Origin of the sequence: Streptomyces sp. NBC_00353, from assembly GCF_036108815.1 — a bacterium.
Taxonomy (GTDB): domain Bacteria; phylum Actinomycetota; class Actinomycetes; order Streptomycetales; family Streptomycetaceae; genus Streptomyces.
Genome location: NZ_CP107985.1, coordinates 9349535 through 9372583 on the forward strand (window position 1 = coordinate 9349535; position 23049 = coordinate 9372583).

General features: G+C 67.1%; 20 protein-coding genes and 1 pseudogene. 12 read left to right on the plus strand and 9 right to left on the minus strand.

The features are described 5' to 3' along the window. Window positions 1-464 precede the first annotated feature (464 nt). Window positions 465-1364 carry a hypothetical protein gene (locus tag OHA88_RS42045; protein ID WP_328629465.1) on the plus strand — a complete coding sequence of 300 codons (900 nt, stop codon included), beginning with the start codon at window positions 465-467 and terminating at the stop codon, window positions 1362-1364. Between the two features lie 314 nt (window positions 1365-1678). Here OHA88_RS42045 and OHA88_RS42050 read toward each other — a convergent pair whose 3' ends face one another. From OHA88_RS42050 to OHA88_RS42070, 5 genes are all read right to left on the minus strand, one after another. Then, window positions 1679-2527, minus strand: coding sequence for an alpha/beta fold hydrolase (locus OHA88_RS42050; protein WP_328629466.1), 849 nt, complete (start codon window positions 2525-2527; stop codon window positions 1679-1681). A 58-nt stretch (window positions 2528-2585) separates the two neighbouring features. Next, window positions 2586-3407 carry an alpha/beta hydrolase gene (locus tag OHA88_RS42055; RefSeq protein ID WP_328629467.1) on the minus strand — a complete coding sequence of 274 codons (822 nt, stop codon included), beginning with the start codon at window positions 3405-3407 and terminating at the stop codon, window positions 2586-2588. Window positions 3408-3602: 195 nt separating this feature from the next. Further along, a complete protein-coding gene (locus OHA88_RS42060) occupies window positions 3603-4196 on the minus strand; it encodes a TetR/AcrR family transcriptional regulator (RefSeq protein WP_328629468.1) in 594 nt (197 codons plus the stop codon). 212 nt (window positions 4197-4408) lie between these two features. Further along, on the minus strand, window positions 4409-5203 hold the full coding sequence (locus OHA88_RS42065; protein WP_328629469.1) for an oxidoreductase: 795 nt from the start codon (window positions 5201-5203) through the stop codon (window positions 4409-4411). A 367-nt stretch (window positions 5204-5570) separates the two neighbouring features. After that, the gene (locus OHA88_RS42070; protein ID WP_328629941.1) at window positions 5571-5945 is read right to left on the minus strand and encodes a VOC family protein; all 375 of its coding nucleotides are present in this window, start codon (window positions 5943-5945) and stop codon (window positions 5571-5573) included. Window positions 5946-6376: 431 nt separating this feature from the next. On the opposite strand from OHA88_RS42070, the gene OHA88_RS42075 reads away from it, so the two are divergent. Then, the gene (locus OHA88_RS42075) at window positions 6377-6730 is read left to right on the plus strand and encodes a VOC family protein (protein ID WP_328629470.1); all 354 of its coding nucleotides are present in this window, start codon (window positions 6377-6379) and stop codon (window positions 6728-6730) included. A 392-nt stretch (window positions 6731-7122) separates the two neighbouring features. Here the strand turns inward: OHA88_RS42075 and OHA88_RS42080 are convergent, their stop codons facing one another. Then, window positions 7123-7740: a TOPRIM nucleotidyl transferase/hydrolase domain-containing protein gene (locus OHA88_RS42080; RefSeq protein WP_328629471.1), complete on the minus strand. Its 618-nt coding sequence runs from the start codon at window positions 7738-7740 to the stop codon at window positions 7123-7125. 130 nt (window positions 7741-7870) lie between these two features. Between OHA88_RS42080 and OHA88_RS42085 the strand changes: the two genes are divergently transcribed. The 3 genes from OHA88_RS42085 to OHA88_RS42095 all read left to right on the plus strand — a co-directional run bounded on the left by OHA88_RS42085 (window position 7871) and on the right by OHA88_RS42095 (window position 12417). Further along, the gene (locus OHA88_RS42085; RefSeq protein ID WP_328629942.1) at window positions 7871-8500 is read left to right on the plus strand and encodes a hypothetical protein; all 630 of its coding nucleotides are present in this window, start codon (window positions 7871-7873) and stop codon (window positions 8498-8500) included. 77 nt (window positions 8501-8577) lie between these two features. Continuing rightward, window positions 8578-9006 carry an SRPBCC family protein gene (locus tag OHA88_RS42090; protein WP_328629472.1) on the plus strand — a complete coding sequence of 143 codons (429 nt, stop codon included), beginning with the start codon at window positions 8578-8580 and terminating at the stop codon, window positions 9004-9006. A 1293-nt stretch (window positions 9007-10299) separates the two neighbouring features. Beyond that, on the plus strand, window positions 10300-12417 hold the full coding sequence (locus OHA88_RS42095) for a SpoIIE family protein phosphatase (RefSeq protein WP_425901366.1): 2118 nt from the start codon (window positions 10300-10302) through the stop codon (window positions 12415-12417). 31 nt (window positions 12418-12448) lie between these two features. Here the strand turns inward: OHA88_RS42095 and OHA88_RS42100 are convergent. Further along, a pseudogene (locus OHA88_RS42100) lies at window positions 12449-12587 on the minus strand (IS5/IS1182 family transposase); the annotation flags it as partial. 545 nt (window positions 12588-13132) lie between these two features. Here OHA88_RS42100 and OHA88_RS42105 point away from each other — a divergent pair. Then, complete coding sequence (locus OHA88_RS42105; protein ID WP_328629473.1) at window positions 13133-13306, plus strand: hypothetical protein; 174 nt, start codon at window positions 13133-13135, stop codon at window positions 13304-13306. Between the two features lie 377 nt (window positions 13307-13683). On the opposite strand, the gene OHA88_RS42110 is transcribed toward OHA88_RS42105, so the two are convergent. Together OHA88_RS42110 and OHA88_RS42115 are read right to left on the minus strand one after the other, a co-directional pair. After that, window positions 13684-13971 carry a hypothetical protein gene (locus OHA88_RS42110; RefSeq protein ID WP_328629474.1) on the minus strand — a complete coding sequence of 96 codons (288 nt, stop codon included), beginning with the start codon at window positions 13969-13971 and terminating at the stop codon, window positions 13684-13686. A 243-nt stretch (window positions 13972-14214) separates the two neighbouring features. Beyond that, on the minus strand, window positions 14215-15054 hold the full coding sequence (locus OHA88_RS42115) for a GntR family transcriptional regulator (protein ID WP_328629475.1): 840 nt from the start codon (window positions 15052-15054) through the stop codon (window positions 14215-14217). A 260-nt stretch (window positions 15055-15314) separates the two neighbouring features. Between OHA88_RS42115 and OHA88_RS42120 the strand changes: the two genes are divergently transcribed. The 6 genes from OHA88_RS42120 (at window position 15315) to OHA88_RS42145 (ending at window position 22417) form a co-directional block, all read left to right on the plus strand. Then, entirely contained in the window at window positions 15315-16568 is a 1254-nt protein-coding gene (locus tag OHA88_RS42120; protein ID WP_443044338.1) for an extracellular solute-binding protein, read from the plus strand. 26 nt (window positions 16569-16594) lie between these two features. Beyond that, complete coding sequence (locus tag OHA88_RS42125; RefSeq protein ID WP_443044339.1) at window positions 16595-17590, plus strand: carbohydrate ABC transporter permease; 996 nt, start codon at window positions 16595-16597, stop codon at window positions 17588-17590. Window positions 17591-17700: 110 nt separating this feature from the next. Continuing rightward, window positions 17701-18450 (plus strand): carbohydrate ABC transporter permease, encoded by a 750-nt coding sequence (locus tag OHA88_RS42130; protein ID WP_328629946.1) that lies wholly within the window; start codon window positions 17701-17703, stop codon window positions 18448-18450. A 58-nt stretch (window positions 18451-18508) separates the two neighbouring features. Next, window positions 18509-20041 (plus strand): beta-N-acetylhexosaminidase, encoded by a 1533-nt coding sequence (locus tag OHA88_RS42135; RefSeq protein ID WP_328629476.1) that lies wholly within the window; start codon window positions 18509-18511, stop codon window positions 20039-20041. Between the two features lie 71 nt (window positions 20042-20112). Continuing rightward, the gene (locus OHA88_RS42140) at window positions 20113-21513 is read left to right on the plus strand and encodes a cellulose binding domain-containing protein (protein ID WP_328629947.1); all 1401 of its coding nucleotides are present in this window, start codon (window positions 20113-20115) and stop codon (window positions 21511-21513) included. 259 nt (window positions 21514-21772) lie between these two features. Then, complete coding sequence (locus OHA88_RS42145; RefSeq protein ID WP_328629477.1) at window positions 21773-22417, plus strand: dihydrofolate reductase family protein; 645 nt, start codon at window positions 21773-21775, stop codon at window positions 22415-22417. Window positions 22418-23049: the final 632 nt, after the last annotated feature.

Sequence of the window (23049 nt, forward strand, 5' to 3'; positions counted from 1 at the left end):
TCTGTATTTCGCCGTCGATCAGACGCGGCGTTACCCTCTCGAACATTCGCGTGCCCACCCTCGGAGATCTCACACGGTCGGATCCACCCGCCCACAGGAATCCCTTGCCGTGGCGGCAGCTGACCAATCCTTCGTCGCTGGTCAGCGCCTCGCGAACCGTCGGTGCGGGTCCCAGGAATTGGTTGGGGACGCTGGGGCGGCGGTATGCGAGTCGGGGGTTGCGTACTGCTTCTGTGCTCAGTCACAACAAGTGGCTACCTGCGCCGAAGCGGGATCCGCTGCACGGTCCCGGACAAGGCCGATCACGTCCGGTTCCACGCCGGTGCAGATGGTGCTGAACCAACGCGGCCCCACGTCTACTGACGGCTCGCTGTCTCCTGCCGCCGCAACCGGTGAAACCTGTCCTGGGCCGGGCGCGTCACAAGGCAAGACAGCCTGCCACACTGTTCTTTCCAGAGGTCGAAATGCGTATAACGGCATCGCGCTCCGTCAACCTGCTTGCTGTGGCGGCCTTGTTCGCCGTATCTCTGGGGGCTGTCTCCGGTTGCGGTAGCGAGAAGGAAGCCGACAGCCGCGCGGATGTGGCGACAGACCGTGCCCGGCAGGTCGCCGCAGCCTGGGACGGTTCAACCGCAGCTGCCGCGTGGCGTGCTGGCTACTACCCCATGGGGGAGACGGTGCAGCTGCCGCGGGGCGGCCTGCGCAGCCAGGCCGATAAGCAGGCCTACGAAGACCAAAGTTTTGTTCTGCGAGGCAAGTTGCCCGACACCTGGCCGACGGACGGCCAGGTGACTTGGGCCGGGAGTGGATCGGTCACACGGTCGCTGGTGGGGGCGGATGGGTCGTACAAGACCCTGGCTGGTGCCCGCGTCAACGGAAAATCACACCTGACTGTGACCGGGGCGAAGCTGGGTGAGATGAGCGTGGCCACCAGCCGTGGGCCGGCGACGGTCCCAGCCTGGTTCTTCACCTTGGATGGCTATGCCTCCCCCCTCAAGCGGGCCGCTGCCGTCCCGTCGAAACTTCCCCGGCCGCCGATCAGGCCGGCTCGTGGCACCTCCGGTCATCCGGTCAACCGGCTGGTCCAGATTGCCGCAGACGGGCGATCGGTGACCGTGGTCGCCCTGCATGGTGTTTGCGACGACGGCCCCGTGGTGGATGTGCTGGAGACACGCGGCAGCGTGGTGCTGTCTGCCTCTGTCAAGTACCTGAAGGACGACGGCGACTGCACCAAGCAGGCGAGGATGCAGCAGGTAACGGTGAAGCTGGAACGCCCCGTGGGCGACCGCGTTCTGCTCGACGCGCCCACCGGCCAGCCGATCCGCTACAAGGGACCGCACGGGACCTCGGCGACGTGGAGCTGACTTTGTCCACTCCTGTTCCCCTCCCTCGCCGACTGGCTTGACGAACACCACCGCTGCTGGCCGGCCGCGATCAACCCTCGCCCTTCGAGGAGTTCAAGCAGCGGCTGCGGGTTGTCTCGAGCAGTGGCGCGGGCTGGCCGTGCGAATCGACAAGCTCGCCATCGCCTACCAGGCCGCGCTCCACGTCGCAGCCGTCCTTGGCTTGCCTGTCGCGGGGAGCCTCCAGGCTCCTTCCCGGGACGCCGGGTCGGGCCCCTCGCAGGATGATCTTTCCGTCCTGCGAGGGGCCCGACCACGTTCGCGGCTCCTTCGGGTCACTGGGCGGTTCTTTTTGAGGCGCTTTCGATCAGGTGGGTGACGGCACCGGGGTTGGTGAGCTGAGCGCCGTGAGGCGCGTCGATCTCCACCGTGTGTGCGTGAGCGCGGTCGGCCATGAAGCGTTCTGCGGCGGTCGGGATGGCGTGGTCGTTCTTGGCGACGAGGTACCAGGACGGGATGGTCTTCCAGGCCGGCGCGCCGGAGGGCTCGCCCAGGGCCTGGGCGGCGATCGGTCGCTGCGTGGCGGCGAGTGCGGCGGCGTCACGCGTCGTGCCATGGTCGCTCAGGAAGACATCGCTGAACTTGTTGGGCTTCAGGTAGAGGTCGACACCGGGCGAGCCGTCGGTCTGGGCGAAGGGAACGGAGCTGAGGGCGGTGGGGACAGGGGCAGCGGGGTCGTCCGTGAGATGGCTACCGGGGAACCTCGCGCTCAGGGCGCCGATGCTCTCGCCCTGGTCGGGGGCGAAGGCGGCGATGTAGACCAGGGACTTGACGTTGGGGTTGTCGGTGGCTGCGTTGGTGATGACCGCCCCGCCATAGGAGTGGCCGACCAGGATGATGGGGCCGCTGATGCTCTTGAGGTAGGCGGCGAGGTAGGAGGAGTCGGCGGACAGGCTGCGCAGCGGGTTCGCCGGGGCCACGACCGGATAGCCGTCCTTCTGCAAGCGCTTGACCACGCTGCTCCAGCCAGAGGCGTCCGCCCAGGCACCGTGCACCAGCACCACGGTCGGCTTGGGCGCGTCCGAGGCCACGGGGACGGCGGAAGCGGTGGGGAGGAATACTGCGGTCAACCCGAGGCCGGCGGCGGTGAGTGCGGCAGCGATCAGCAAGCGGGGGCGGGACATCGGAAACTCCAGGGGGTGAGGTCGGCGCTGGGCGCCGGAAGGGGGCAGAGGGGGTGTGTCAGGTGTGGGCCTGACGGCGGTCGGCGGCCCAGGAGAGTGCGTAGTCGGCGACCTCCTCCCAGCCGTCCTGCCCCACGGTGTAGTGGGAGCGGCCGGAGAACTCCCGGTAATCGGTGATGGCAGTGGACCTGCGGTAGAGGCGGGCATTCGCCTTGTTCACCTTGGGCGGGACGATGTGGTCGGCTCCTCCGGCGATGAACAACAGCGGCGCGCGGTTGTTGTTGCGGAAGTCGACTCGGCTGATCGCGCGGGGGTTGAAGTTGGCGAAGGCGCCCTGGAAGAGCACACGTGCCGAACCCGGAATGTGGTGCCGGTCGTACACCGCCTGTGATGCGGCGCTGTCCAGGGTGTTGGTGAAGGCATAGTGGAACTGGCGCGGGGTCAGCCCCACCGCCTTGTTCTTGTTGGCGGGGTTACGCAGCAGCGGCCAGGCAGATCTCAGCGTGGACAGCGGCAGCGGCAGCACGCCCTTGACCGGGGCGGAATCGATGGCCACGCCCGCGCAACCCAGTCCCCGGTCGAGCAGTATCTGCACGATCGCGCCGCCGAAGGAATGGCCCATGAGGATCGGGGGCTCGTCCAGGCGGCGGATGAACCGCTCGTAGTGTTCGACGATCTCGCCCAGCCCGACACCCGCAATCGTGGACGGGTCTTGCCGGAGCTCTTCGACGTCGCCTCCCACTCCTGGCCAGCCCGGGGCGAACACATGGTGGCCCGAGGCGGTATAGCGGTCGATCCACTGCTCCCAACTGCGCGGAGTCATCCACAAACCGTGGATGAGGACAACGGTGCCAGTCTGCGGCTTGGCTGGAGGGGTCACGGTTCCTCATACGAGATAGAACGTTCTGTCTCTCTGGACGCTAAGGGAGCCTCGCTCAGTCTGTCAACAGGGAGAAGGAACGTTCTATCTCATGGATGAATGTCACGTGCCGGCGCTCGGGTCGTGCCCGCCGGGGGCGTGAACCGAGGGCGCGCAGACGCGACGACGACTACGAAGCGTCGATCCGCGTGCAGGTCAGCCGGCGGCGGTCATCAGAGCCTCGGTGCCGCGGGCCAGCGTGTGACGGGCCGCCTCGGGGTTGCCGAGGTAGCCGGCGACCATGGCGCCGTCGCGCAGGGCGACCATGACGTCGGCTGCCTGCTCGGGCTCCGGATGACCGTCGGCCCCGAAAGCCTCGACGAGGGCCTGGCGGAACCACGCCCGATGAGTAAGGACGGCCTGATGGACCGGGCTGTCCGGGTCGGGGTACTCCGCGGCCGCGTTGATGAAGGGGCAGCCGCGGAACCCCGGGCTGCACACTTCCTGGCCGATCCCGTCCACGAGCAGCATGAGGAGATCGCGGGGCTCGGCGGCCTGCCGGGCGCCAGCTGCGAGGCTTGCCCGGATGGTCTCGTCCCTGGCGGACAGGTACGCGGTGACCAGGTCTTCCTTGCCCGGGAAATGGCGGTAGAACGTAGCACGGGTGACCTGCGCCTCCGCGATCACCCGGTCGACACCCACCGCGCGGATGCCTTCGCTGTAGAACAGCCGCTCTGCGGTGGCCAGGAGGCGATCACGCGCCTCGGACGGCCGTGCAGGCCCATTCATGGCAGATCGCGTCGCAGACATGCCTCAAGCATATAGAACGGTTCGTCCACCACCTGAGGCGTTGGCGCAGATGGTTCATGCGCGGCAATGCGGCGACGGCGGCCCTCACGATCCGAGGCGCAAGAACCCGCAGGGTCGCGCCCACCACGAGGGCGGAGCGCCGTGGCGACCAGATCGCCGAGCCTGCTTCGCCAGTCGAGGGCGTGAGCTGCCCCCGGTTCGCCCGATCCCTGTCAGGTGGTCTTGATCTGGCCTCCATCAATGACGAATTCGGCACCGGTGATGTTGCCGGCACGCGGAGAGGCCAGGAAGACAACAAGGTCGGCCACCTCCTGGGGTTCGGTGATCCGTCCGGTGGAGATGCCCATCTGCTGGGGCACGACCTCGTCCAAGGCCTCCTTCGCCGTCCCGCCCGTGCCGGCCGCGACGGTATCGGCGAAGGCGCCGGGGGCTGTCCAGAACGGGGTACGTACGGGGCCGGGGGCGACGGCGTTGACGCGGACACCGCGAGGGGCGAACTCCTCCGACAAAGCCTTGGTGAGATTGCTCAGGGCGGCTTTGGCTGCCGAGTAGTCCACCACCATGGGGAAGGGCAGTCGGGCGTTGATGGAGCTGATGTTGACGATCGCCCCTTCGCCGTGGGCCAGCAAGTGCGGCAACGACGCGCGGCTGGCGCGCACCGCACTCAAGAACGTCATATTGAGCGCACGTTCCCATGCTGCGTCGTCGACATCGAGAAAGCTTGAGCGTGGGCTGGTGGCGCCAACGTTGTTGACCAGCACGTCGATCCTGCCGTGCCGGGCGGCCGCCTCCTGGATCAGCGCGTCCGCAGCATCGGCATCGGCCAGATCGACCGGATGAAAGGCGACGTCGAACCGCTCGCGCAAGGCAGCCAGTTCAGGTGTTTCCGTGCGGCTGCCAACAACGACGCGCGCACCCTCACGGCCGAATGCCTCGGCGACGGCCAGGCCGATGCCCTTGCTGCCTCCAGTGACGACGGCGACCTTTTCCGTGAGGTTCAGCTCCACCGGATTCTCCTCCGCGGCATACATCAGCACGACAAAGCAACCCAAACCGGGTGCTTTGAGTGAGTATCGGGCCTAGGTTCGGCGCAGTTGCCCATCGCCACGCGGCGGCCGCTGAGGACTGCTGCGCATCAGCGCCCGAGCCAGGGACTTCCCGTGCCGAGCACCTGGCCCGGCACGCCGCCGACCCCAGGCGGCCGAGCGCGGCGAGACCGAGATGCGCTTCGGGTTCAGGACGCTGGACCCGGCGGGTTCGAGACCGCCGGCGGCAACCGACAGCACCCTGGACTGGACCGCATCGTGCGTGACACCGCCTGGCTGGCCCGACTCGCAGCCGAGGCCGAGCGGGCCGACCACGTCGTCGCCGCAGTCAGCGTTTGACCAGGCAGAAGGGATGCCCAGCCGGATCAGTGAGGACCCGCGCCTTGGCCTCATCATGAGGCTGGTGATCCGGCTTGCCCGCGCCCAGCTCCAGCAGTTCGGCCTCGGCCTCGTCCAGGTCGTCCCCGACGTTGAAGCAGATGTGAAGTTGCTGGGGAACAGTTTGGTCGGGCCAGCTCGGAGCTCGGTAGTCGTCGACCCTTTGAAAGCCGAGGAGAAGTCCGTCCTCACGGTTGAGACCGGCGAAGTCGGCGTCGGACTTCGGGTGAGGTTCGAGGCCGGTGGCCTGCTGATAGAACGCCGCCAGAGCCAGCGGATCAGGGCAATCCAGTGTTATTGCGCCCAACTTCATCTGCAGAGGCATGGCTTCTCCGGACCGTCGGTGGATGTTGTCGATGCGCACACCCTAGAGGCGCTCTTCCGCCTGCCGTCCTGCAGACTGTGGGCGACCGCAGCGGTCCTCCTCGAGGACCCAAAGCACGCTTTCTCAACGCGACACCATCTGCTGGATCGCGGAGGCACATCACTCGGGGTGGTTCCGCCGGAACGAGACACGACCTGTGAGGGACACAGTGTCTGCGGAGCACCAGCGGCCACATTGCCGGGTCGTGCTCCAGCCCCGCACATCGGGCGGCCGAATGATGGGCTTTCAGCCAGGCCGTTTGGAGGGCAAGTACCGCGAACGCGATGGCGTGTGCACGGCAGAACCCTGCTCCGAACTCACCGGGACTGCAGGCCGGTCGGCCCTCTTCATGCGAGTGTGTTTTCGAAGCCCTGGCGGTCTAAGCTCGGCTGATGACCTTGGAATGGGAACAGGTAGTTGTTCACTCGGTAGATCCGGTGACCTTGGGGCAGTGGTGGGCCGAGGCTCTTGGGTGGGTCGTGGTCCACTCCTCTGATGAGGAGTTCGAGATCCGCCCGGAACCGAATCGCCTGCCGGGGCTGGACTTCGTCCGGCTTGATGAGAGCAAGAAGGTCAAGAGCCGACTGCATCTCGATTTCAGGCCTGATGACCAGGACGCCGAGGTGGCTCGTCTGGTGGCTCATGGCGCACAGCGTGTTGATATTGGCCAGGGTGATCAATCGTGGGTTGTATTGGCCGACCCCGAAGGTAACGAGTTCTGTGTCCTTGGCCAACGGCGTCAGTAACTGAGCGTTCGGTCCGTTTCGCTCTGAGCTCCGTAGTCACCTTGGTAGTCGAAGTTCGTCGAGCTTGGTCGCGCCGCGGTGACCAGAACGAGTCGTCTGAGCCGGAAGGTGATGGCTCGTCTCATGTCATGGTGCGGGGCCCGCAGACCTGGTGAGCGTGGTCGTGCGCTCTCTGCCGCCGCAGCCTGCTCGTTGTGCTCGCGCAGCACCACGGTCGCGGGTGAGATGACTCGTCGGCTTGATCATGGCGTGGGGCCCGGAGTGAATCGCGGGCCCCACGGTCACTCCGCGCCCCGCTCCAGTTGGTCACTGCGCCCTTCAGTCGGCCACCTCGAACGGGGACAGCGGGACAGAGCGCGCGAAGTGGCTGTGGCCGCGTTTTCGTGCGTCGGTCACAGGCTCGTGACGAGGTCGTCGAGCGGGGCGGGGACCTGTCCGAGGTCGAGGGACTCCACCAGGAGACGGCCATAGCGGATCTTGCGGCCCTTCTTCGTGCCGAGGAAGCGCCGCAACTGCTGCAGCCGGGGCCGACCGTGCTGTGCAGGCTGGCGCAGGAAGGTCTGCCAGGCCCGCAGGTCGCCCTCGGCCCGGATGATCTCCTCGACCCGCGCCGTGCCCAGCGCGCGGATGAGTTCCTCCTCCAGGTCCGCCACGCACACGAAGAAACCCCGGTGCGGCGCCCGGGCCCGCTTCAGGCCGCGGTCGTAGAAACGTTGCTCGCCCTCGTCGCACAGTCCCCTCAGACGCAGGCCAAGACCGGGTGGCCCGAGAAGACCGGCGTAGCGGCCGATACTCATTGCCCCGCCCATCGGCACGACACACACCCCCTCGGCGGTCAGGTCCCGGCCACGCCGTGCGGCCAGCGCCTCGACGGCCGCGAGGTCGCTCGGTCCTTCCAGCAGCACCGCCGTCCGCAGCCCCAGTTGCACAGCCAGGTCACTCGCCGGTTCGCCGGCGCCGCCGACCGCCCAGCGGCTGACCGCGTCCCGAAATGCCTGCATGTCCGCCATGGAGCGAGTCTGCACTTCCACCGACCGGCACGACACTGAATATTCGACTGGGGGGCGGGACAGGTCGGTAGGTCTCGGGTATTCGCGTGCGCGTCGAGCGGTTCTGCCGCATCATCCGTGGGTGATCGTTATGCAGCCCGTCCTTGAGGTTTGTGCTCCTGAGGCTTTCGATCTGTGGCCGGTTGCCGAGGTCGAGCCTTACGGTTTCCTTCCACTCGGCGGAGCGCTGGTCCCGACCGAGGTCGGCGCCGCTGTGATGGCCATTGCTGCCTGCAATGACATCGATCCCGATGACGACCGCCCGCCGCGCCCAGCCGACCCGCTGGATGGCTTCCTGCACGGCCTGCTCACCATGGACTCGCTCTTCGCGTCGGGCGGACTGCAGGTCACCGACACGGTCACTGGCGCCACCCTGGTGCCGGGCTGCTGCAACGGGCTGGAGGAGTGGCGCGACTGGCTGGAGGTTGTCGACGGTGATGGCTGGGCCGGCTTCGGGCACGATCCCTCACCGATCGCCGAACGTATCGGCGACATCGTCCGTCTGACCGCCGACGCCGAAGCAGACGAGAGCCTACTGATCGAGTTGCCCGTCGCCGAGCTCCGCCGGCTGCTTGAAGGCGCGGAACGTGATCTGACCGACTTCCTTCACCTTGCCGCGGCCTGGACTGTCAGGTACTTGCCTGATCGGGCGCTAGACGTTTCCAGCGCGCTTGCCCGAACCTTGGACTTGTCCATCTCAATGGTTTGTATCGAGCCGTAGGTGGTCGGGGGGCGGGCAGGGGAGCAGGCTGGAGGTACCGATGGCCCGGGCGGCCGGGCCGGGAAGCGAGGCTCCCGATGAGTAGGCTCGAAGAACAGGTCAACGTCGATGTGCCGGCGCAGGAGGTCTGGGCGCAGCTGCACCGCATCGATGAATATCCGATGTTCATGGAGGGTGTGAAGAGTGCCGCTGCGCAGGGCGGCAGCCGAGCCCATCTCGACGTCCGGATCGGGGAAGACGAGCGGGCTTTCGAGACTCGTATCGCCGATCGCGGCAAGGGTCAGGTGATGGACTGGACGGTGGACAGCCCGGAGCTGAAACTCGCCTTCGCCGTGAACCCGCTGGACGACAAGCACACCCAGCTGCAAGTCCGGCTGGAGTATGACCCGGACACCGTGCGGGCGACCTTCGGCGGCCCGAAGGGATTTGCCCAGGTCCATGCGATCGAGGAGACAGTCCGGACCGACCTGGAGAAGTTCAAGGACCTGCTGGAGCGCCAGCACTGATCCCGACGTGCTGGTCGTGCGCGGGTAGGGACCTGGCAGCGTCCGGCACGGCCGTCAAGGGCAGGTTGCCGAGGAGCACGCCCGCGTCTTGCGGGTGCGTGGTGCGGTAGGCCGGGGCCCTGCTTCGCCGGCAGGGTGACACGAGCGGTGAACGGCCGGCGTTGCCTGTCACGGCCGCGCCGGGCTGCCGGACGCAGACGATCTATGGTCGACGTTCGGCGCACCGACGTCCTGGTCCACGGCGACAAGGGACTCCGAGTCGGAAGCGAGATCCAGCTCTCCTACGAGACCGGGCCTTCCGTTTCCAAACGGACCGACGTCGTCCGCGCCGACGGGCTCAGCCTGCTTTGGACGACCGACGACATGCCCGGCGGCATCCGTTCGGGGCTCCAGCGCCACCAGGAAGGCCCGGACATCGACCCGGCGACCCGGGAGACCTTCGACGCGTACCCCTGGCGCAGCCCTGAGCCGGGGCAGCCACGTCGGTGCTGCTGGCCACGTCACCGCTGGTGGAGGGGGTTGGCGTTACTTCGAGAACTGCAACGAAGCTCTTCCGTATGACTCCGCAACCGTCGCGCCAGCGTGGAGGCGTCCGGCGTAGCGCCCCACGCACTGGACCCCGAGGCCGCCGAGCGCCTGCGGGACGTGTCCCGTCGGATGCCCGCCCGATAGGTAGACGACGGGACGCCGCCGGTCGAGCGGGGATGGACGACGGCCAGATGGTACGCGCGGTCGTGTTCGACTACGAGGCGAGAGCAGGTGGTGGGCGGCCCTGCTGAGGGGGCACCTTCCAGGTCGCGCGGGCTGCAGCAGGGGTTCGACGGGCTTCTGCTGATCCGCGGCACCCACGTCATGCTATCTGGCGTATTGTCCGGTTATGTGTGGCGTGTGGTGGAGTTGGTGCGGTGCCCACCTGCCGAAATCGAGTCCTGGCCGTCATCACTGCGGGGCGGTGCATCGGCAGGAGGCGGGGCGTGCCCGACGCCGGTGGCGAGTGGGGGTGCCGGCCATGGCTGCAGCAGGAGCGGATCTACAGGGGCAGGCTGTGACGCGGAGTGCGGGGGAGGGGCTCGACCGGGGAGGGGCTTCGTCTTGTTGCAGCGCCTCGGTGGCGGAGGTCCCGGAGCTGTCCGAGCAGCTGATGCGTCTCGCGGTGGTGGCTGACCGGTGGGCCGGGGCGAGGTGGGCGCAGATCGGGGCGGGACATGGCATCAGTGCCGAGGCGGCGCGTAGGCGGTCTGGGCGTCGTGCCCGGGCAATGGCGACGGTGCGCGGCAGGGGGTGGTGAGCGCGGTGCACAGGGACGATGCGCGGCCTGTGGCGAGCGCCGGACCTCTCACCGGGCTCTTTGGCCGTCTGGTGCGGGAGACCGACGCGTCGGTGGGCATGCTCTACGTCCTGCCGCCGGGGGAACGGGGCCTTCAGCTCGCGGCGCTGTCCGGCTTGTCCCGCCGGATTGCCGCTCCCTGGGTGCGGGTGGGGATGGACGATCCGGCGCCGGTGGCGGAGGCCGTACGCGAACGGCGTCTGGTGTGGGTGAACAGCTCGACAGAGCTGGCCCGGCGCTTTCCCCGGATCGGGCTCGTGGCGCCGTACGACATCCTCCTGGCGGCCGCGCCCCTCACACGGGAGGCCTCCGTGTGGGGCGCTGTCTGCCTGGTATGGCCGGTCTGGCATCCGCCGCAGCTGGATGCCGGTGAGCGCGAGACGATCACTGATTTCTGCCGCCGGGCGGGCAGGCTGCTGGACCAGGCGGCCGGCCGCGGTCACCCGTTGTTGTCCGGTGCCGAGCCGCTGGTGCTGACGCCGGCCCGCTTGCGCACCCCGGATCCGGCCGAAGCGATGGCCGCGTACGACTTCGCCGAACGTCTCCCGACCGGATGCTGCTCGCTGGACCTGGACGGCAAGATCACCTTCCTCAACAGTGCCGCTGCCGACCTCCTGGGTGCCGGGACCGCCGACTTGCTGGGTTCCCGCCCTTGGGAGCGGCTGCGGTGGCTGGGCGATCCCATCTTCGAGGACCGCTACCGGACCGCGGTGATCAGCCGAAGGCCCACCACGTTCACCGCGTTGCGGCCACCGGACCGATGGCTGTCTTTCCAGCTGCAGCCCGGAGCCACTGGGATCAGTGTCCGGATCACACCAGCCGCAGATGCGGAGGCCAAACACGCCAGGGCGGAACCGGGACCTGCGCCGGGCCCGATGGGGGCATCGACTCTTTACCACCTGATGCATCTGGCGGCGTCCTTGACCGAGGCCGTAGGGGTCCAAGATGTCGTTGACCAGGTCGCCGACCAACTCGTCCCTGCCTTCGAAGCCCGGGGGCTGGCCTTGATGACGGCCGAGGACGGCCGTCTGCACATCGTTGGACACCGCGGGTACAGTGCCGAGTTCATGGCTCGCCTCGATGGTCAGCCTGTGACGTCTCGTACCCCGGCCGCGCGGGCCCTGACCACGGCGACTGCGAGCTTCTTCACCAGCTTCACCGATTTCCAGCGCGCCTACCCCGATGCTCCCCGCTACGGCGACCGGGACGCCTGGGCCTTCCTCCCCCTGATTGCCTCCGGCAGGCCGGTCGGGCTGCTGGTCCTGTCCTACGACCGCCCTCGTTCGTTCCCTCTGGCTGAACGTACGGTCCTCACCTCGCTGGCCGGACTCATCGCACAAGCCCTGGACCGCGCCCGCCTCTACGACGCCAAGCACCAGCTCGCCCGTGCGCTGCAGACCGGTCTGCTTCCTCAGGAACTGCCCCGAGTCCCCGGCCTTGACGTCGCCGTTCGCTACCTGCCCGCCGGTCACGGCGCGGACATCGGCGGCGACTTCTACGACGTCATCCGCTGCGGTCCCGCATGTGCCGCTGTCGCCATCGGCGACGTCCAGGGCCATAACGTCCAGGCCGCGGCTCTCATGGGACAAGTCCGCACTGTCGTCCACGCCCACGCCACCACCCACACCTCCCCCAGCAAGGTCCTTGCTCGCATCAACCGCCTCTTGGCAGACCTCAACCCGGACCTCTTCACCAGCTGCCTGTACGCCCATCTCGACCTGGCCCGCCACAGCGCCTGCCTGGTCACTGCCGGACACCCCCCACCTCTGCTCCGCCACCCGGACAGACACACCGAGATCCTGCGCATGCCTCCTGGGCTCCTGCTCGGCGTCACCTCAGACGGAGACTTCCCGGTTACCGAGATCCCCCTGCCGCCGGGAACCGTCCTGGTCCTGTACACCGACGGACTCGTCGAAGCCCCCGGATACGACATCGACCACATCACCGCCGACCTCGCGTGCCACCTCGACGAAGCCGACGACCAGAGCGCGGACGACCTCGCCGACGCCCTGCTGGACCTCGCCATGCAGACCGTCCCCGGCACCGACGACATCGCCCTTCTTCTGATCCGCGTCACGCAGTGACAGGCGGAGCTGCACCCAGCCACCGATTCGGGCCGAGCTTCTCGGGGAGATCCCGCCAGGTCGAGCAGGTGCGGTATGTCAATGCGATGGTTTCAAGAGTCCGTTGCTGTCGGACCACCGTCGCCCACGAACCTGATGGCCGGCATCGACGGATCGATCCGGTTAACCATCGCATCAGTGATCAGCAGCTGCGAACCAGTTCGTAAACTCCCGCCTCACCTGCGCCGATTCGGGATACGATCCCGATCTCGAATGAATCCCGGGGGGGACCATGACCACCGTAGTGCCGCCACCACCGCTGGAATGCCCGGCGTACTTGCCATGCCGCCCGCGCCTGCAGCACTGCCCGCCAAGCGGCAGGCGGACCCCGCAAACGCAGGTCTCGTAGGCCTGGTCGTAGGGGGCAGGCAGCGTCGGGGCTGCCTGGGCCAACACGGCCGGTACTGGCGACGACCAACCGGCCACGTTCTCACTCAAAGGCGCATTCGCCCTCGCTGACGGAGTCGTTCGCACCGACGACACCGGCTGCCAAGGAACCCGCAGCTACGACGACAGCGCCGAGGGAACCTGCGTCACCGTCTACGACGCCGCTGGGGGAGTAGCGACCACCGGCAACCTTGGCTCCTCCAAGTATGCGGAGGGGTGCTGCATCTTCAAGGTCGGCAAGGTCGGCGTCGACGACGTCCCGAGGGGCGAGAAGTTCTATCAGGTCGAGGTGCCGCACCGGGGGAAGGCCCAGCTCGGCGGTATGGAAGCCGAGGACGGCAAGCTCGCCACCACGCTCGCCCAGACCTCACCGCACGACTGGGTCCCGGACCTCATGGCCCGGGACCCAACTGCGGCCGCCGCCAACTGCCGCGCTGCCGCTGACGAGAGGATGACCCCATGAGTAGGCACACCGAGCCCTGCGGCGAGAGCGGTTGCATCTGCTACTGCTTGAGAGCCGCCCACTCGTGCGGCTGCGACTGCGGCCACGGTGGCGAGTGCGACTGCCTCGACTGCCTCGAAGAGGACGAGTAACCCATCACCGCACGGCAGGGCTCCGCACCTCGTGGTCCGGGGCTTCGCCGTTGCGCTGTGGCGCGTGCTCGCTAGTCGCCCGGGTCGGGCTCCTTCTGCCCCGCCTTCTTCGCGCAGTCCGGGCACAGAGACGCGCTCCATGTACCTGTATGGCGCGCACCGCACTTGGTGCATTTCAACTCCTGCGACCTGCCCATAGCCCCTCCGAAGCAGAACCTGTTACTGCAACCGGCACGCCACCGACGACTACCCCGGGGACCGCTCCAAGATCTCACCGATCTCCTGAAGGAACTCTCGCCAGGGCTCGGCCTCCGAGTCGCCCCCGTTTTGGAACGCGCCCGCCCAACCCTGCATGACCCACATCCGGAAGTCGTCCCAGATGTGCCCGTTCCCGGGCGGCAGGAGAATGGACGCCTCCAGGAGGCGGTTGTAGATGTCCGACCTCACTTCGACGAACGGGCGGCCCCCGTCAATGGCGCGCTGGTAGCTGCCGATCTCCTCGAACAGCACCTTCAGCCGGTCCATGTACGTCACAAAATCCCCCTGCCCTTGTGTGCGCCTGATTACCGTATGGGGCTGGGGTGGTTCACGGCAGATGCCCGCAAAGAGGGATTTGGTCTGATCGGTATGGAATCCGCTACGTCGATCCGGGGCGTCCGTTAGACGGGGGTACGTACTCGGTGGCGGAATTGGTCGCGTTCGCACTCGTACTCAGAGTGAGAACACGATGGTGGCACACCGCTTTCGGGTCGGCGTCAAGTTCCTGACGGACCTGTGCTACCTGCCTGACTGGACATCTCCGACAGTGGACGAGGAGATGGGATCGCGGTGTGCGAAATACCCTGGCGGGATGCCGGGATGGTGTTCGCTGCGCGCCTCGGGGACGGCGGGTGCGGGACCAAGGGTGATCCGGGAGACGATGCGGTAGCGGTCGCCGCGGTAGAGCGAGTGGACGTATTCGACGGGGCGCCCTCTGGTGTCGGTGGTGAGCCGTTCGAAGAGCAGCGCGGGGGAGAGTTCGGGCACACCGAGCAGAGCGGCCTCCGCCTGCGTGACGACCGTGGGCTCGATGGCTTGGACCGCCTCATGGACATGCACCTGGTGATGATCCCTCAGGTGCTCGTAGAGGTCGCCGGCCTCCAGCTCCTGCTCCGACAGATCGGGTACGAGCTCTGCCGGGATGTGCAGATGCTCGATGGCAATGGGAGTGCCGTCGACCAGCCGAAGCCGTGCGATGTAGACGATCGAGGCCGCGGGGGACAGCTGCAGTTTGCGGCCGACGCGGGCGCCGGCCTGCACGGTCGCGAACTCGAGGAGCCGACTCGACCAGCTGCCACCGGCCAGAGGTGCGCTGAGTGAATGCTGCCCGGAGACCAGCTCCTGGGTGATCTTCTGGGGAGCGACGAACATGCCGCGGCCGTGCTCGCGTACGAGCAGGCCGGTGGCCACCAGTTCGTCGGCTGCCGCCCGCAGGGTGGGCCGGGAGACGCCGAGCTCGGCGCTGAGTGCGCGCTCCGAGGGGATGGCGTCGCCGGGCCTGCGGGCCTCGATCAGCTCCAGGATGTGGTCGCGCACCCGCTCCCGCTTGAGCAGAGTCTCCGGCGCCTTGTTGTCCATGTGTTGCCCTTTCTGGTCTGCCCCAGAGTTAACCAGTTGGCCGCGACAGGTTGCAATCGGTCTGCTGGTCAAACTGATCCGGAGTCCAGGGTCGGGGTGGCTGGTCCCACATTTCTGTCACAGGGCACCAACGGTGCTCTCTGCACGGGTACTTGACGACATCTGTGGTCTATGCCAACTTCATCCACCATCGATAGGTGAGTTGTCCAGTTGACCACTAGTGGTCAACTGGTTGGAGCCCCGTCCCTCAGAGGTGAACAGTGAAGTTCCGATTGCTTGCCGGCCTTTCCGTGCTCGTGTTGACAGCCGGGCTCAGCGCGTGCAGCTCTTCCGATTCCGCGGGCGGTCCTCAGAAGCTCACCGTGTGGATCATGAAGGACAGTGTCACGGACGACTACCTCAAGCGGTTCAAGGCGGACTTCGAGAAGACCCACAAGGACGCCACCCTGGACATCCAGATCCAGGAGTGGGACGGCATCGGGCAGAAGGTGACCGCCGCACTGGCCAGCAACGACGCCCCGGATGTCATCGAGGTGGGCAACACCCAGGTCGCGCAATACGCCGCCAGCGGAGGTGTCAAGGACTTCACGGACAAGACCTCCGACCTCAAGGGCGACGACTGGCTGCCGGGCCTTGCCGAGCCGGGCAGGATCGACGGCAAGCAGTACGGCATCCCTTGGTACGCGGCCAACCGCGTCGTGATCTACAACAAGGACCTGTTCGAGAAGGCCGGCGTGGACGCGAGCGCCATCAAGACCCGGGAGCAGTGGATCACGGCGACCAAGAAGCTCAACAAGGGAGGAAATCAAGGGATTTACCTGCCCGGCCAGAACTGGTACCTGCTGTCGGGGTTCATCTGGGACGAGGGCGGCGACCTCGCCACCGAATCCGGCGGCACGTGGAAGGGTGCGCTCGACACCCCTGAAGCGGTCAAGGCAATGGAGTACTACAAGCAGCTCCAGGCACTGGGAAAGGGGCCCAAGGACGCTGACGAGGCCAAGCCGCTGCAGCACGACGTCTTCGCCAAGGGCATGGTCGCCCAGGAGATCTCCGTACCCGGTGGCGCCAAGATCATTGAGCAGGCCAATCCCGAGCTGACAGGGAAGATCGGGTTCTTCCCGATCCCCGGCAAGACGGCCGACAAGCCGGGCTCGGTCGTCCTCGGCGGCTCCGACCTGATCGTGCCCGTGGCCTCCGCCCACCAGGAGGCCGCGTACGAGGTGATCAAGGCGCTGGCGGGCGACAAATGGCAGACCGAGATAGCCAAGACTATGAGCTATGTGCCCAACAGGACCTCGCTCGCCGAAGTCCTCAGCAGCGATGAGGGTGCTTCCGTGATGGCCGCAGCCGCCCCACAGGGTCATGCAACGCCCAACTCGCCCAACTGGGCCGCAGTCGAGGCCAACAACCCGATCAAGGCGTACCAGACGGCTGTGCTGACAGGGAGCGACCTGGCGACCGCCGCGAAGAAGGCATCGGACTCCATCACCAAGACCCTGAACACCAAGTCCTGAACCCGTCTCCGAGGAAGGAGGAGGCCGTGACCGCAGCCACGCGGACCGGAACAGAACCCGACACCCCGCTACCGGAGAAGGCGCGGCCTCCCGGGAAGACGCGCACCGCGAGGCGACGCGCCCCAGGTCGGCCGGCCAACGCGGGCCTCTGGCCCTATCTGCTCGTCGCACCCACCGTCGTCGGCGCCGCCTATCTACTCGTGTATCCACTGATCCGCAATGTGGTCATCTCCTTCCAGCACTTCGGAATGGGCGAACTCATCCGCGGCGGCCCCGGCTTCGCAGGATGGGAGAACTACCGGGAGATCCTCAGCGGGGACGAGTTCTGGGCGGTGGTGCGCCGCACTTTCCTGTGGACGGCTGTCAACGTCGTACTGATCATGGTCCTGTCCACCCTGGTCGCATTGATGCTGCAGCGCCTGGGCACGCGTATGCGGACCGTCGTGATGAGCGGTCTGGTGCTGGCCTGGGCCACCCCGCAGATCGCCGCGACCACTGTCTTTCAGTGGCTGTTCCAGTCCCAGCTGGGGGTCGTCAACTGGCTGCTCGTCCGGCTCGGGTTCGACTCCTTCGAGGGCTACACCTGGTTCGCCCACGGGCCGGCCACTTTCACCATCCTGGTGATCCTCGTCGTCTGGCAGTCGGTGCCGTTCGCCGCGATCACCCTGCACTCGGCCTTGACGACCGTCCCCGCCGAGGTTTTCGAGTCGGCCCGGATGGACGGCGCGAGCGCCGCCCGCATGTTCCGCTCCATCACCCTGCCGATGCTCCGCCCGATCTTCGGGCTCGTCCTGTGCCTCGAAGTCATCTGGGTCTTCCGATGCTTCGCCCAGATCTGGGCCATCAGCCAGGGCGGCCCCGACACCGCCACCACCACCCTGCCGATCTACGCCTTCCAGGTCGCCCAGTCCCTGCACCGCTACGACCTGGCCGGCGCTGCCTCCACCATCACAGTGCTTCTGCTCGTCGCCGTACTCATCGCCTACTTCCGCCAGATGTTCAAGCAGGAGGCTGAACTGTGAGCCTCACAGTGATACGTGCACGCAGCGTCCGGAGCGGATTCCTCCGAAGGCTCCCGCTCAACGCCACGGCCCTCGGTGTGTTCGCGCTCTCCATCTTCCCCGTGTACTGGATGGCGCTCACTGCCTTCAAGCCCACGAAGGACATCACCGCCGACACACCGATCTTCCTGCCCACTCACCTCACCTTCGACCACTTCACCAAGGCCGTGCAGGCGGACGGCTTCTGGATGTTCTGGCGCAACAGTCTCACCGTCACGCTCGGCGGAGTGCTGCTCGCCCTCGTCGTGGCCCTCGGTGCGGCCTTCGCCGTGGCACGGATGACGTGGCGGGGACGGCGCAGCTTCATCCTCATGGTGTTCATCGCCCAAGTGGCCCCCTGGGAAGCCATGTTGATTCCGATGTACATCATCGCCCGCGACACCGGCATGCTCGACAAGCTGTCGATGCTCACCCTGATCTACTTCATGACCACGCTGCCCTTCACCGTCGTGACGCTGCGGAGCTTCCTCACCGCCATCCCCGTCGAACTGGAGGAGGCGGCACAGGTCGATGGCTGCACCCGCGCCCAGGCCTTTCGCCGCGTCACCTTCCCGCTCCTCGCTCCCGGCCTGCTCGCCACCTCGCTCTTCGGATTCATTACTGCCTGGAACGAATTCGCCTTCGCCAACATGCTGATCATCAAAAACCAGGACGACCGCACCCTGCCCGTCTGGCTGTCCTCGTTCTCGAATGTCTTCGGCACGGACTGGGGCGCCACCATGGCGGCCGCCACGCTCTTCGCGCTCCCTGTCCTCATTCTCTTCCTGGTCCTCCAGCGACGCGTTTCGACCGGGATGACCGGCGGCGCAGTCAAGGGCTGATCTGGACCGCACTCTTGGCCCGCGAGGACCGCACCCTGCCAGCACCGGAGGCCGACCCATGCCCGCGCACCTCGACTTCCCGCTCATTCCCCGCCCCAGCAAGCTCTCTGTCAGGGCGGGCCGATTCACCCTCGACGCGGACACGTCCATACGGGCTGCCCCGGGCACCGAGGGCGCCGCAGAGCTCCTGCGCTCCCTTCTCGCCCCGGCCACCGGGCTGCCGCTGGCGCCCTCCCCGAACGGGCGGCTCGGCCTCCTTCTCGACCCGCAGCTGGGCGACCTAGGAGATGAGGCCTACGGGCTCAGCATCGGACCGAACGCCCTGCTCCTGCGAGCCGCACACGAATCCGGACTCCTGCACGGCATCCAGACCATCCGTCAACTGCTACCATCCGAAGCCCTGCTGGACACCCCGCAGCGCCGCAGTTCCTGGCAGCTGCCCTGCGTAGAGATCACCGATGCCCCACGCCACCTCTGGCGTGGAGCGATGCTCGATGTGGCCCGCCACTTCCAGCCGGTCTCCTTCGTACGCCGCTACGTGGACCTGCTGGCCTTCCACAAGCTCAACGTCCTGCAGTTGCACCTCACCGACGACCAGGGCTGGCGAATGCCGGTCTCCGCCTACCCCGAACTCACCGAGATCGGTGGTCACCGGGCCCAGTCGATGGTCGGCCCCTCGGGCAGCGGGGTGTACGACGGGACGCCGCACGGCGGCAGTTACACCCGCCGGGAGCTCAGCGAACTCGTCGCGTATGCCGCCTCGCGGGGCGTCACGATCGTGCCCGAGATCGGGATGCCCGGACATGCCCGGGCGGCCATCGCCGCCTATCCCGAGCTGGGCAACTGTCCCGAACGGCGCCTGGGCGTATGGACCGAATGGGGCGTGTGCGACACCACCCTCGGCGTCCACGACCTGGTCCTGGACTTCTGCCGCACCGTCCTCGAAGAGGTCATGGACGTCTTCCCCGCATCACATATCCATGTCGGCGGCGACGAGTGCCCCACCGTCGAGTGGGCGGCCTCCGCGGACGCACACCGCAGGGTCGAGGACGAGGGACTGGCGGGCCCCGAGGCACTGCACGGCTGGTTCATGGGCCGCATCGGGAAATTCCTTACGGGCCACGGCCGGCGTCCCGTGGGCTGGGCCGAGACCGGCACCGAACTGCCGCCCGACTTCACCGTGACGACCTGGCGCGACCCGTCCCACGGTCTTGCCGCGGCTCGGCGCGGCCAGCAGGTCGTGATGGCCCACTACCGCTCCACCTACCTCGATTACGCCCAGTCCGACGACCTGTCCGAACCACCCGCCCAGCCCGGCGCCGTGGTCGACCTGAAGTCCGTGCACACCTACCGCCCCGCCCCGGCCGACTGGGAGGACGAGGCCGCAGCACAGGTGCTCGGTACGCAAGCCCAGCTGTGGACCGAGTTCGCCACCACCCCCGCCCACCTCGAATACCTCAGCTTCCCCCGGCTGTGCGCCCTGGCCGACCGCGCCTGGTCGGACGAGCCCGGCTGGGCGGACTTCCTCGCCCGGATGCGGCTGCACGAAAGGCGCCTGGACGTGCTCGGCGTCCGGTACCGCCCCCTGTAGGTCCCGCGCGAGCCCCCCCCGCACCCCCCATAAAGGAGAACACCGTAGTGACAACAACAGCGAAGAGCCGGATGCACACCGTCGCGGCAGCCGCCGCGGCGTTAGGTCTCGGCTGCGCAGGACTGCTCGCGCTGCCGTCCACTGCCAGCGCAGCAGGAGCTCTCACGGTCCAGTACAAGACCGGCGCATCGGGCGCCACGGCTGACCAGAGCGAGCCCTGGCTGAAGGTCATCAACTCCGGCAACAGTTCCCTGCAGCTCAGCCAGGTCAAGGTCCGCTACTACTTCAAGGCGGACTCGGCGGACGCCACGTACAGGTTCGCATGTTCCTGGGCGGTCAAGGGCTGTGCCAACGTCACAGGAACCTTCGGAACCCTCGCCCATCCGACCGCCACCGCCGATCGCTACCTCGAGGTCGGCTTCACCTCGGGGGCAGGATCCCTCGCGCCGGGCGCCGACAGCGGAGACCTGCAGCTGCGCTTCTACCAGTCCAACTGGCAGAGTGTGAAGCAGAGCGACGACTATTCCTTCGGAGCCGCACAGAACTCGTACGGAAACTGGAACAAGGTCACCGCCCAGGTCGGTTCCAGTCTCGAGTGGGGCACCCCTCCCGAAGGCAACGACCCCGGCGGTCCGACCGACCCGCCCACCGACCCGCCGGGCGACGGTGCCACGCTCTTCGACGACTTCAACTACGCCAGCCACAGCGACACAAAGCTCTCGGAGCACGGCTGGAACGTACGCTCCAACTCGGGCGGCCCCGGCGTCCCCGGCGCGACATGGTCGCCGCAGAACGTCACCTTCTCCACCGAGAGCGGCAATTCCCTCATGAACCTGGAGACCTCGTCGTCCGGGACCGGCGAGTCCACCAAGCAGACCGAAGTCCTCACCAAGTCGATGAAGTTCAAGAACGGCACCTACGCGGCCCGGGTGAAGTTCAGCGACGTGCCGAAGTCGGGACCCGACGGCGACCACCTCGTCCAGACCTTCTTCACCATCAACGACCTCAAGGCGCCGATGGCCGACGACTACTCGGAGTACGACTTCGAGTATCTGCCCAACGGCGGTTGGGGTGAGACGGGCAATATCCTCTACACAACATCCTGGGAGACGTACAACCCTGATCCCTGGCAAGCCGTCAACCAGCACACGGAATCGCGTCAGAGCTTCACCGGCTGGCACGACCTGGTGCTGACCATCGACAACAGCACCATCAAGTACTACATCGACGGGCAGCTCTTCGGCACGCACGACGCCGCGTATCTCCCCGAGCGTGGCATGTCGATCAACTTCAACCAGTGGCTGATCGACCTCAACGGCCAGACCAGCACCACCGCGCGCGCGTACGACGAGGGTGTCGACTACGTCCTGCACGTCCAGGACCAGGTCCTCACTCCTGCCCAGGTGGCCGCCAGGATCAACACCTACCGGCAGGCAGGTACCACCTTCGAGGACACCGTTCCGGCGAGCTGACCGGTGCAGGAGCGGGCGTACAGAACGGGCGCCCGCTCCTGCAGCCACGTCAGCAGTCCGGGCAGAGCAATATCCGTGACTCCACCACCGTCGCGGACGACGACTGGACAATCGTCACCACGTACCTTCTACCTGGTGGCCGCAAACCGCGTAAACCTCACAGGTCGGGAAACTGGGTAACCCAGGGTCACGGAGGCAGCGATGAGTTTTCCCGGCCCGGCAAGTCTCACCACCGTTGTCAACAACACAGGAGGAGCACGTGGCTCAGCTACTGAGAGTCCAGAACTTCAACGTCTCGAGTGACGGGATCGGTGCCGGTGAGGACCAGTCCCTCGAGAGGCCGTTCGGTCATGTCGAGCCCGAGAAACTGTTCGCCTGGGCCGGTGCCACGGCGAGCTGGCCCATGCGCACCGACCCCGGGGGGAGCCGGGGCCTGGACGACTACCTCACGCGGGATTACGCGCGCAACATCGGTGCCGAGATCATGGGCCGCAACAAGTTCGGGCCCCAGCGCGGGCCCTGGCACGACCATGAGTGGCAGGGCTGGTGGGGTGACGAGCCCCCGTTCCGTACCCCGGTATTCGTCCTGACCCACCACAAGCGTCCTTCGTTCACGCTTTCCGACACCACGTTCCACTTTGTCGACGGCGACCCTGCCATGGTCCTCGAGCAGGCCCGGGAGGCGGCGCAGGGCAAGGACGTCAGACTCGGCGGCGGGGCCACCACCATCAGAGAGTTTCTCGACGCCGACCTCGTCGACACCATGCATGTGGCGGTCTCGCCGGTGAAGCTCGGGTCCGGAGTACGACTCTGGGAGTCCCCCGATGAGCTGCTCGACCGGTTCCACCTGGAGGTCGTTCCCAGCCCGAGCGGGGTGAAGCACCACCTGTTCTGGCGAAAGTGACCGGTCCTCAGGGCCGGCCCCGGCCGGCTGTTTTGCCTCCCGGGGCTGCCCTGAGGCGGGCGGTCGAGTCGCGCCACGGGCGGTCGGCCGGGCGCCTTCGACGCCAGGGCGGTAATAGAAGCTCTCGATGTTGAAGTGCGAGTGGAAGGCGATCCACCGGTCGGTCTCCACCCTGGCCCGGTTGTCCCGGCAGCTGGGTCGGTGGCACGAACGCTTCCACCGGGGCCTTGCCCGAGGCCGCGAGGATCTCCGGCTTCCGGTCGGAGACGTAGCGCCGCACCGTCTGGCAGGACACATCGGCTGCGTGCTCCATGACGAGCCGGTGGAAAAAGAGCGGCGGCGCCGAGCGGACACCGGGCATTCCGGCCGCCTTGCCAGTCGGCCGTGTCAGACGTTGCTCGCTGATCTGGCCTGATCGATCGACCGGACAGCATCTGGTCGGGCGTGCCAGAGACGAGCCGCATATTGAGGCGGTCCGCGCCCCCGCGCTGCCGCCTTGGCAGGGCTCCGGGGCTGTGAAACGCTCGTTTTATGGCATATCTGTCCCGCGTCTGCACATCGATCTCGAACGGGTGAGCCCGGCTGCTTGCGGGAGTCCCCCGGACCCAGGCTCCCGTTCGGGAGTAAGGAAC

Bases quoted from the DNA above. Each gene is read 5' to 3' on its own strand.
- OHA88_RS42045 (WP_328629465.1), top strand. From the start codon at position 465: ATGCGTATAACGGCATCGCGCTCCGTCAACCTGCTTGCTGTGGCGGCC.
- OHA88_RS42050 (WP_328629466.1), bottom strand. From the start codon at position 2,527: ATGTCCCGCCCCCGCTTGCTGATCGCTGCCGCACTCACCGCCGCCGGC.
- OHA88_RS42060 (WP_328629468.1), bottom strand. From the start codon at position 4,196: ATGTCTGCGACGCGATCTGCCATGAATGGGCCTGCACGGCCGTCCGAG.
- OHA88_RS42070 (WP_328629941.1), bottom strand. From the start codon at position 5,945: ATGCCTCTGCAGATGAAGTTGGGCGCAATAACACTGGATTGCCCTGAT.
- OHA88_RS42075 (WP_328629470.1), top strand. From the start codon at position 6,377: ATGACCTTGGAATGGGAACAGGTAGTTGTTCACTCGGTAGATCCGGTG.
- OHA88_RS42080 (WP_328629471.1), bottom strand. From the start codon at position 7,740: ATGGCGGACATGCAGGCATTTCGGGACGCGGTCAGCCGCTGGGCGGTC.
- OHA88_RS42085 (WP_328629942.1), top strand. From the start codon at position 7,871: ATGCAGCCCGTCCTTGAGGTTTGTGCTCCTGAGGCTTTCGATCTGTGG.
- OHA88_RS42090 (WP_328629472.1), top strand. From the start codon at position 8,578: ATGAGTAGGCTCGAAGAACAGGTCAACGTCGATGTGCCGGCGCAGGAG.
- OHA88_RS42115 (WP_328629475.1), bottom strand. From the start codon at position 15,054: ATGGACAACAAGGCGCCGGAGACTCTGCTCAAGCGGGAGCGGGTGCGC.
- OHA88_RS42130 (WP_328629946.1), top strand. From the start codon at position 17,701: ATGGCGCTCACTGCCTTCAAGCCCACGAAGGACATCACCGCCGACACA.
- OHA88_RS42135 (WP_328629476.1), top strand. From the start codon at position 18,509: ATGCCCGCGCACCTCGACTTCCCGCTCATTCCCCGCCCCAGCAAGCTC.
- OHA88_RS42140 (WP_328629947.1), top strand. From the start codon at position 20,113: ATGCACACCGTCGCGGCAGCCGCCGCGGCGTTAGGTCTCGGCTGCGCA.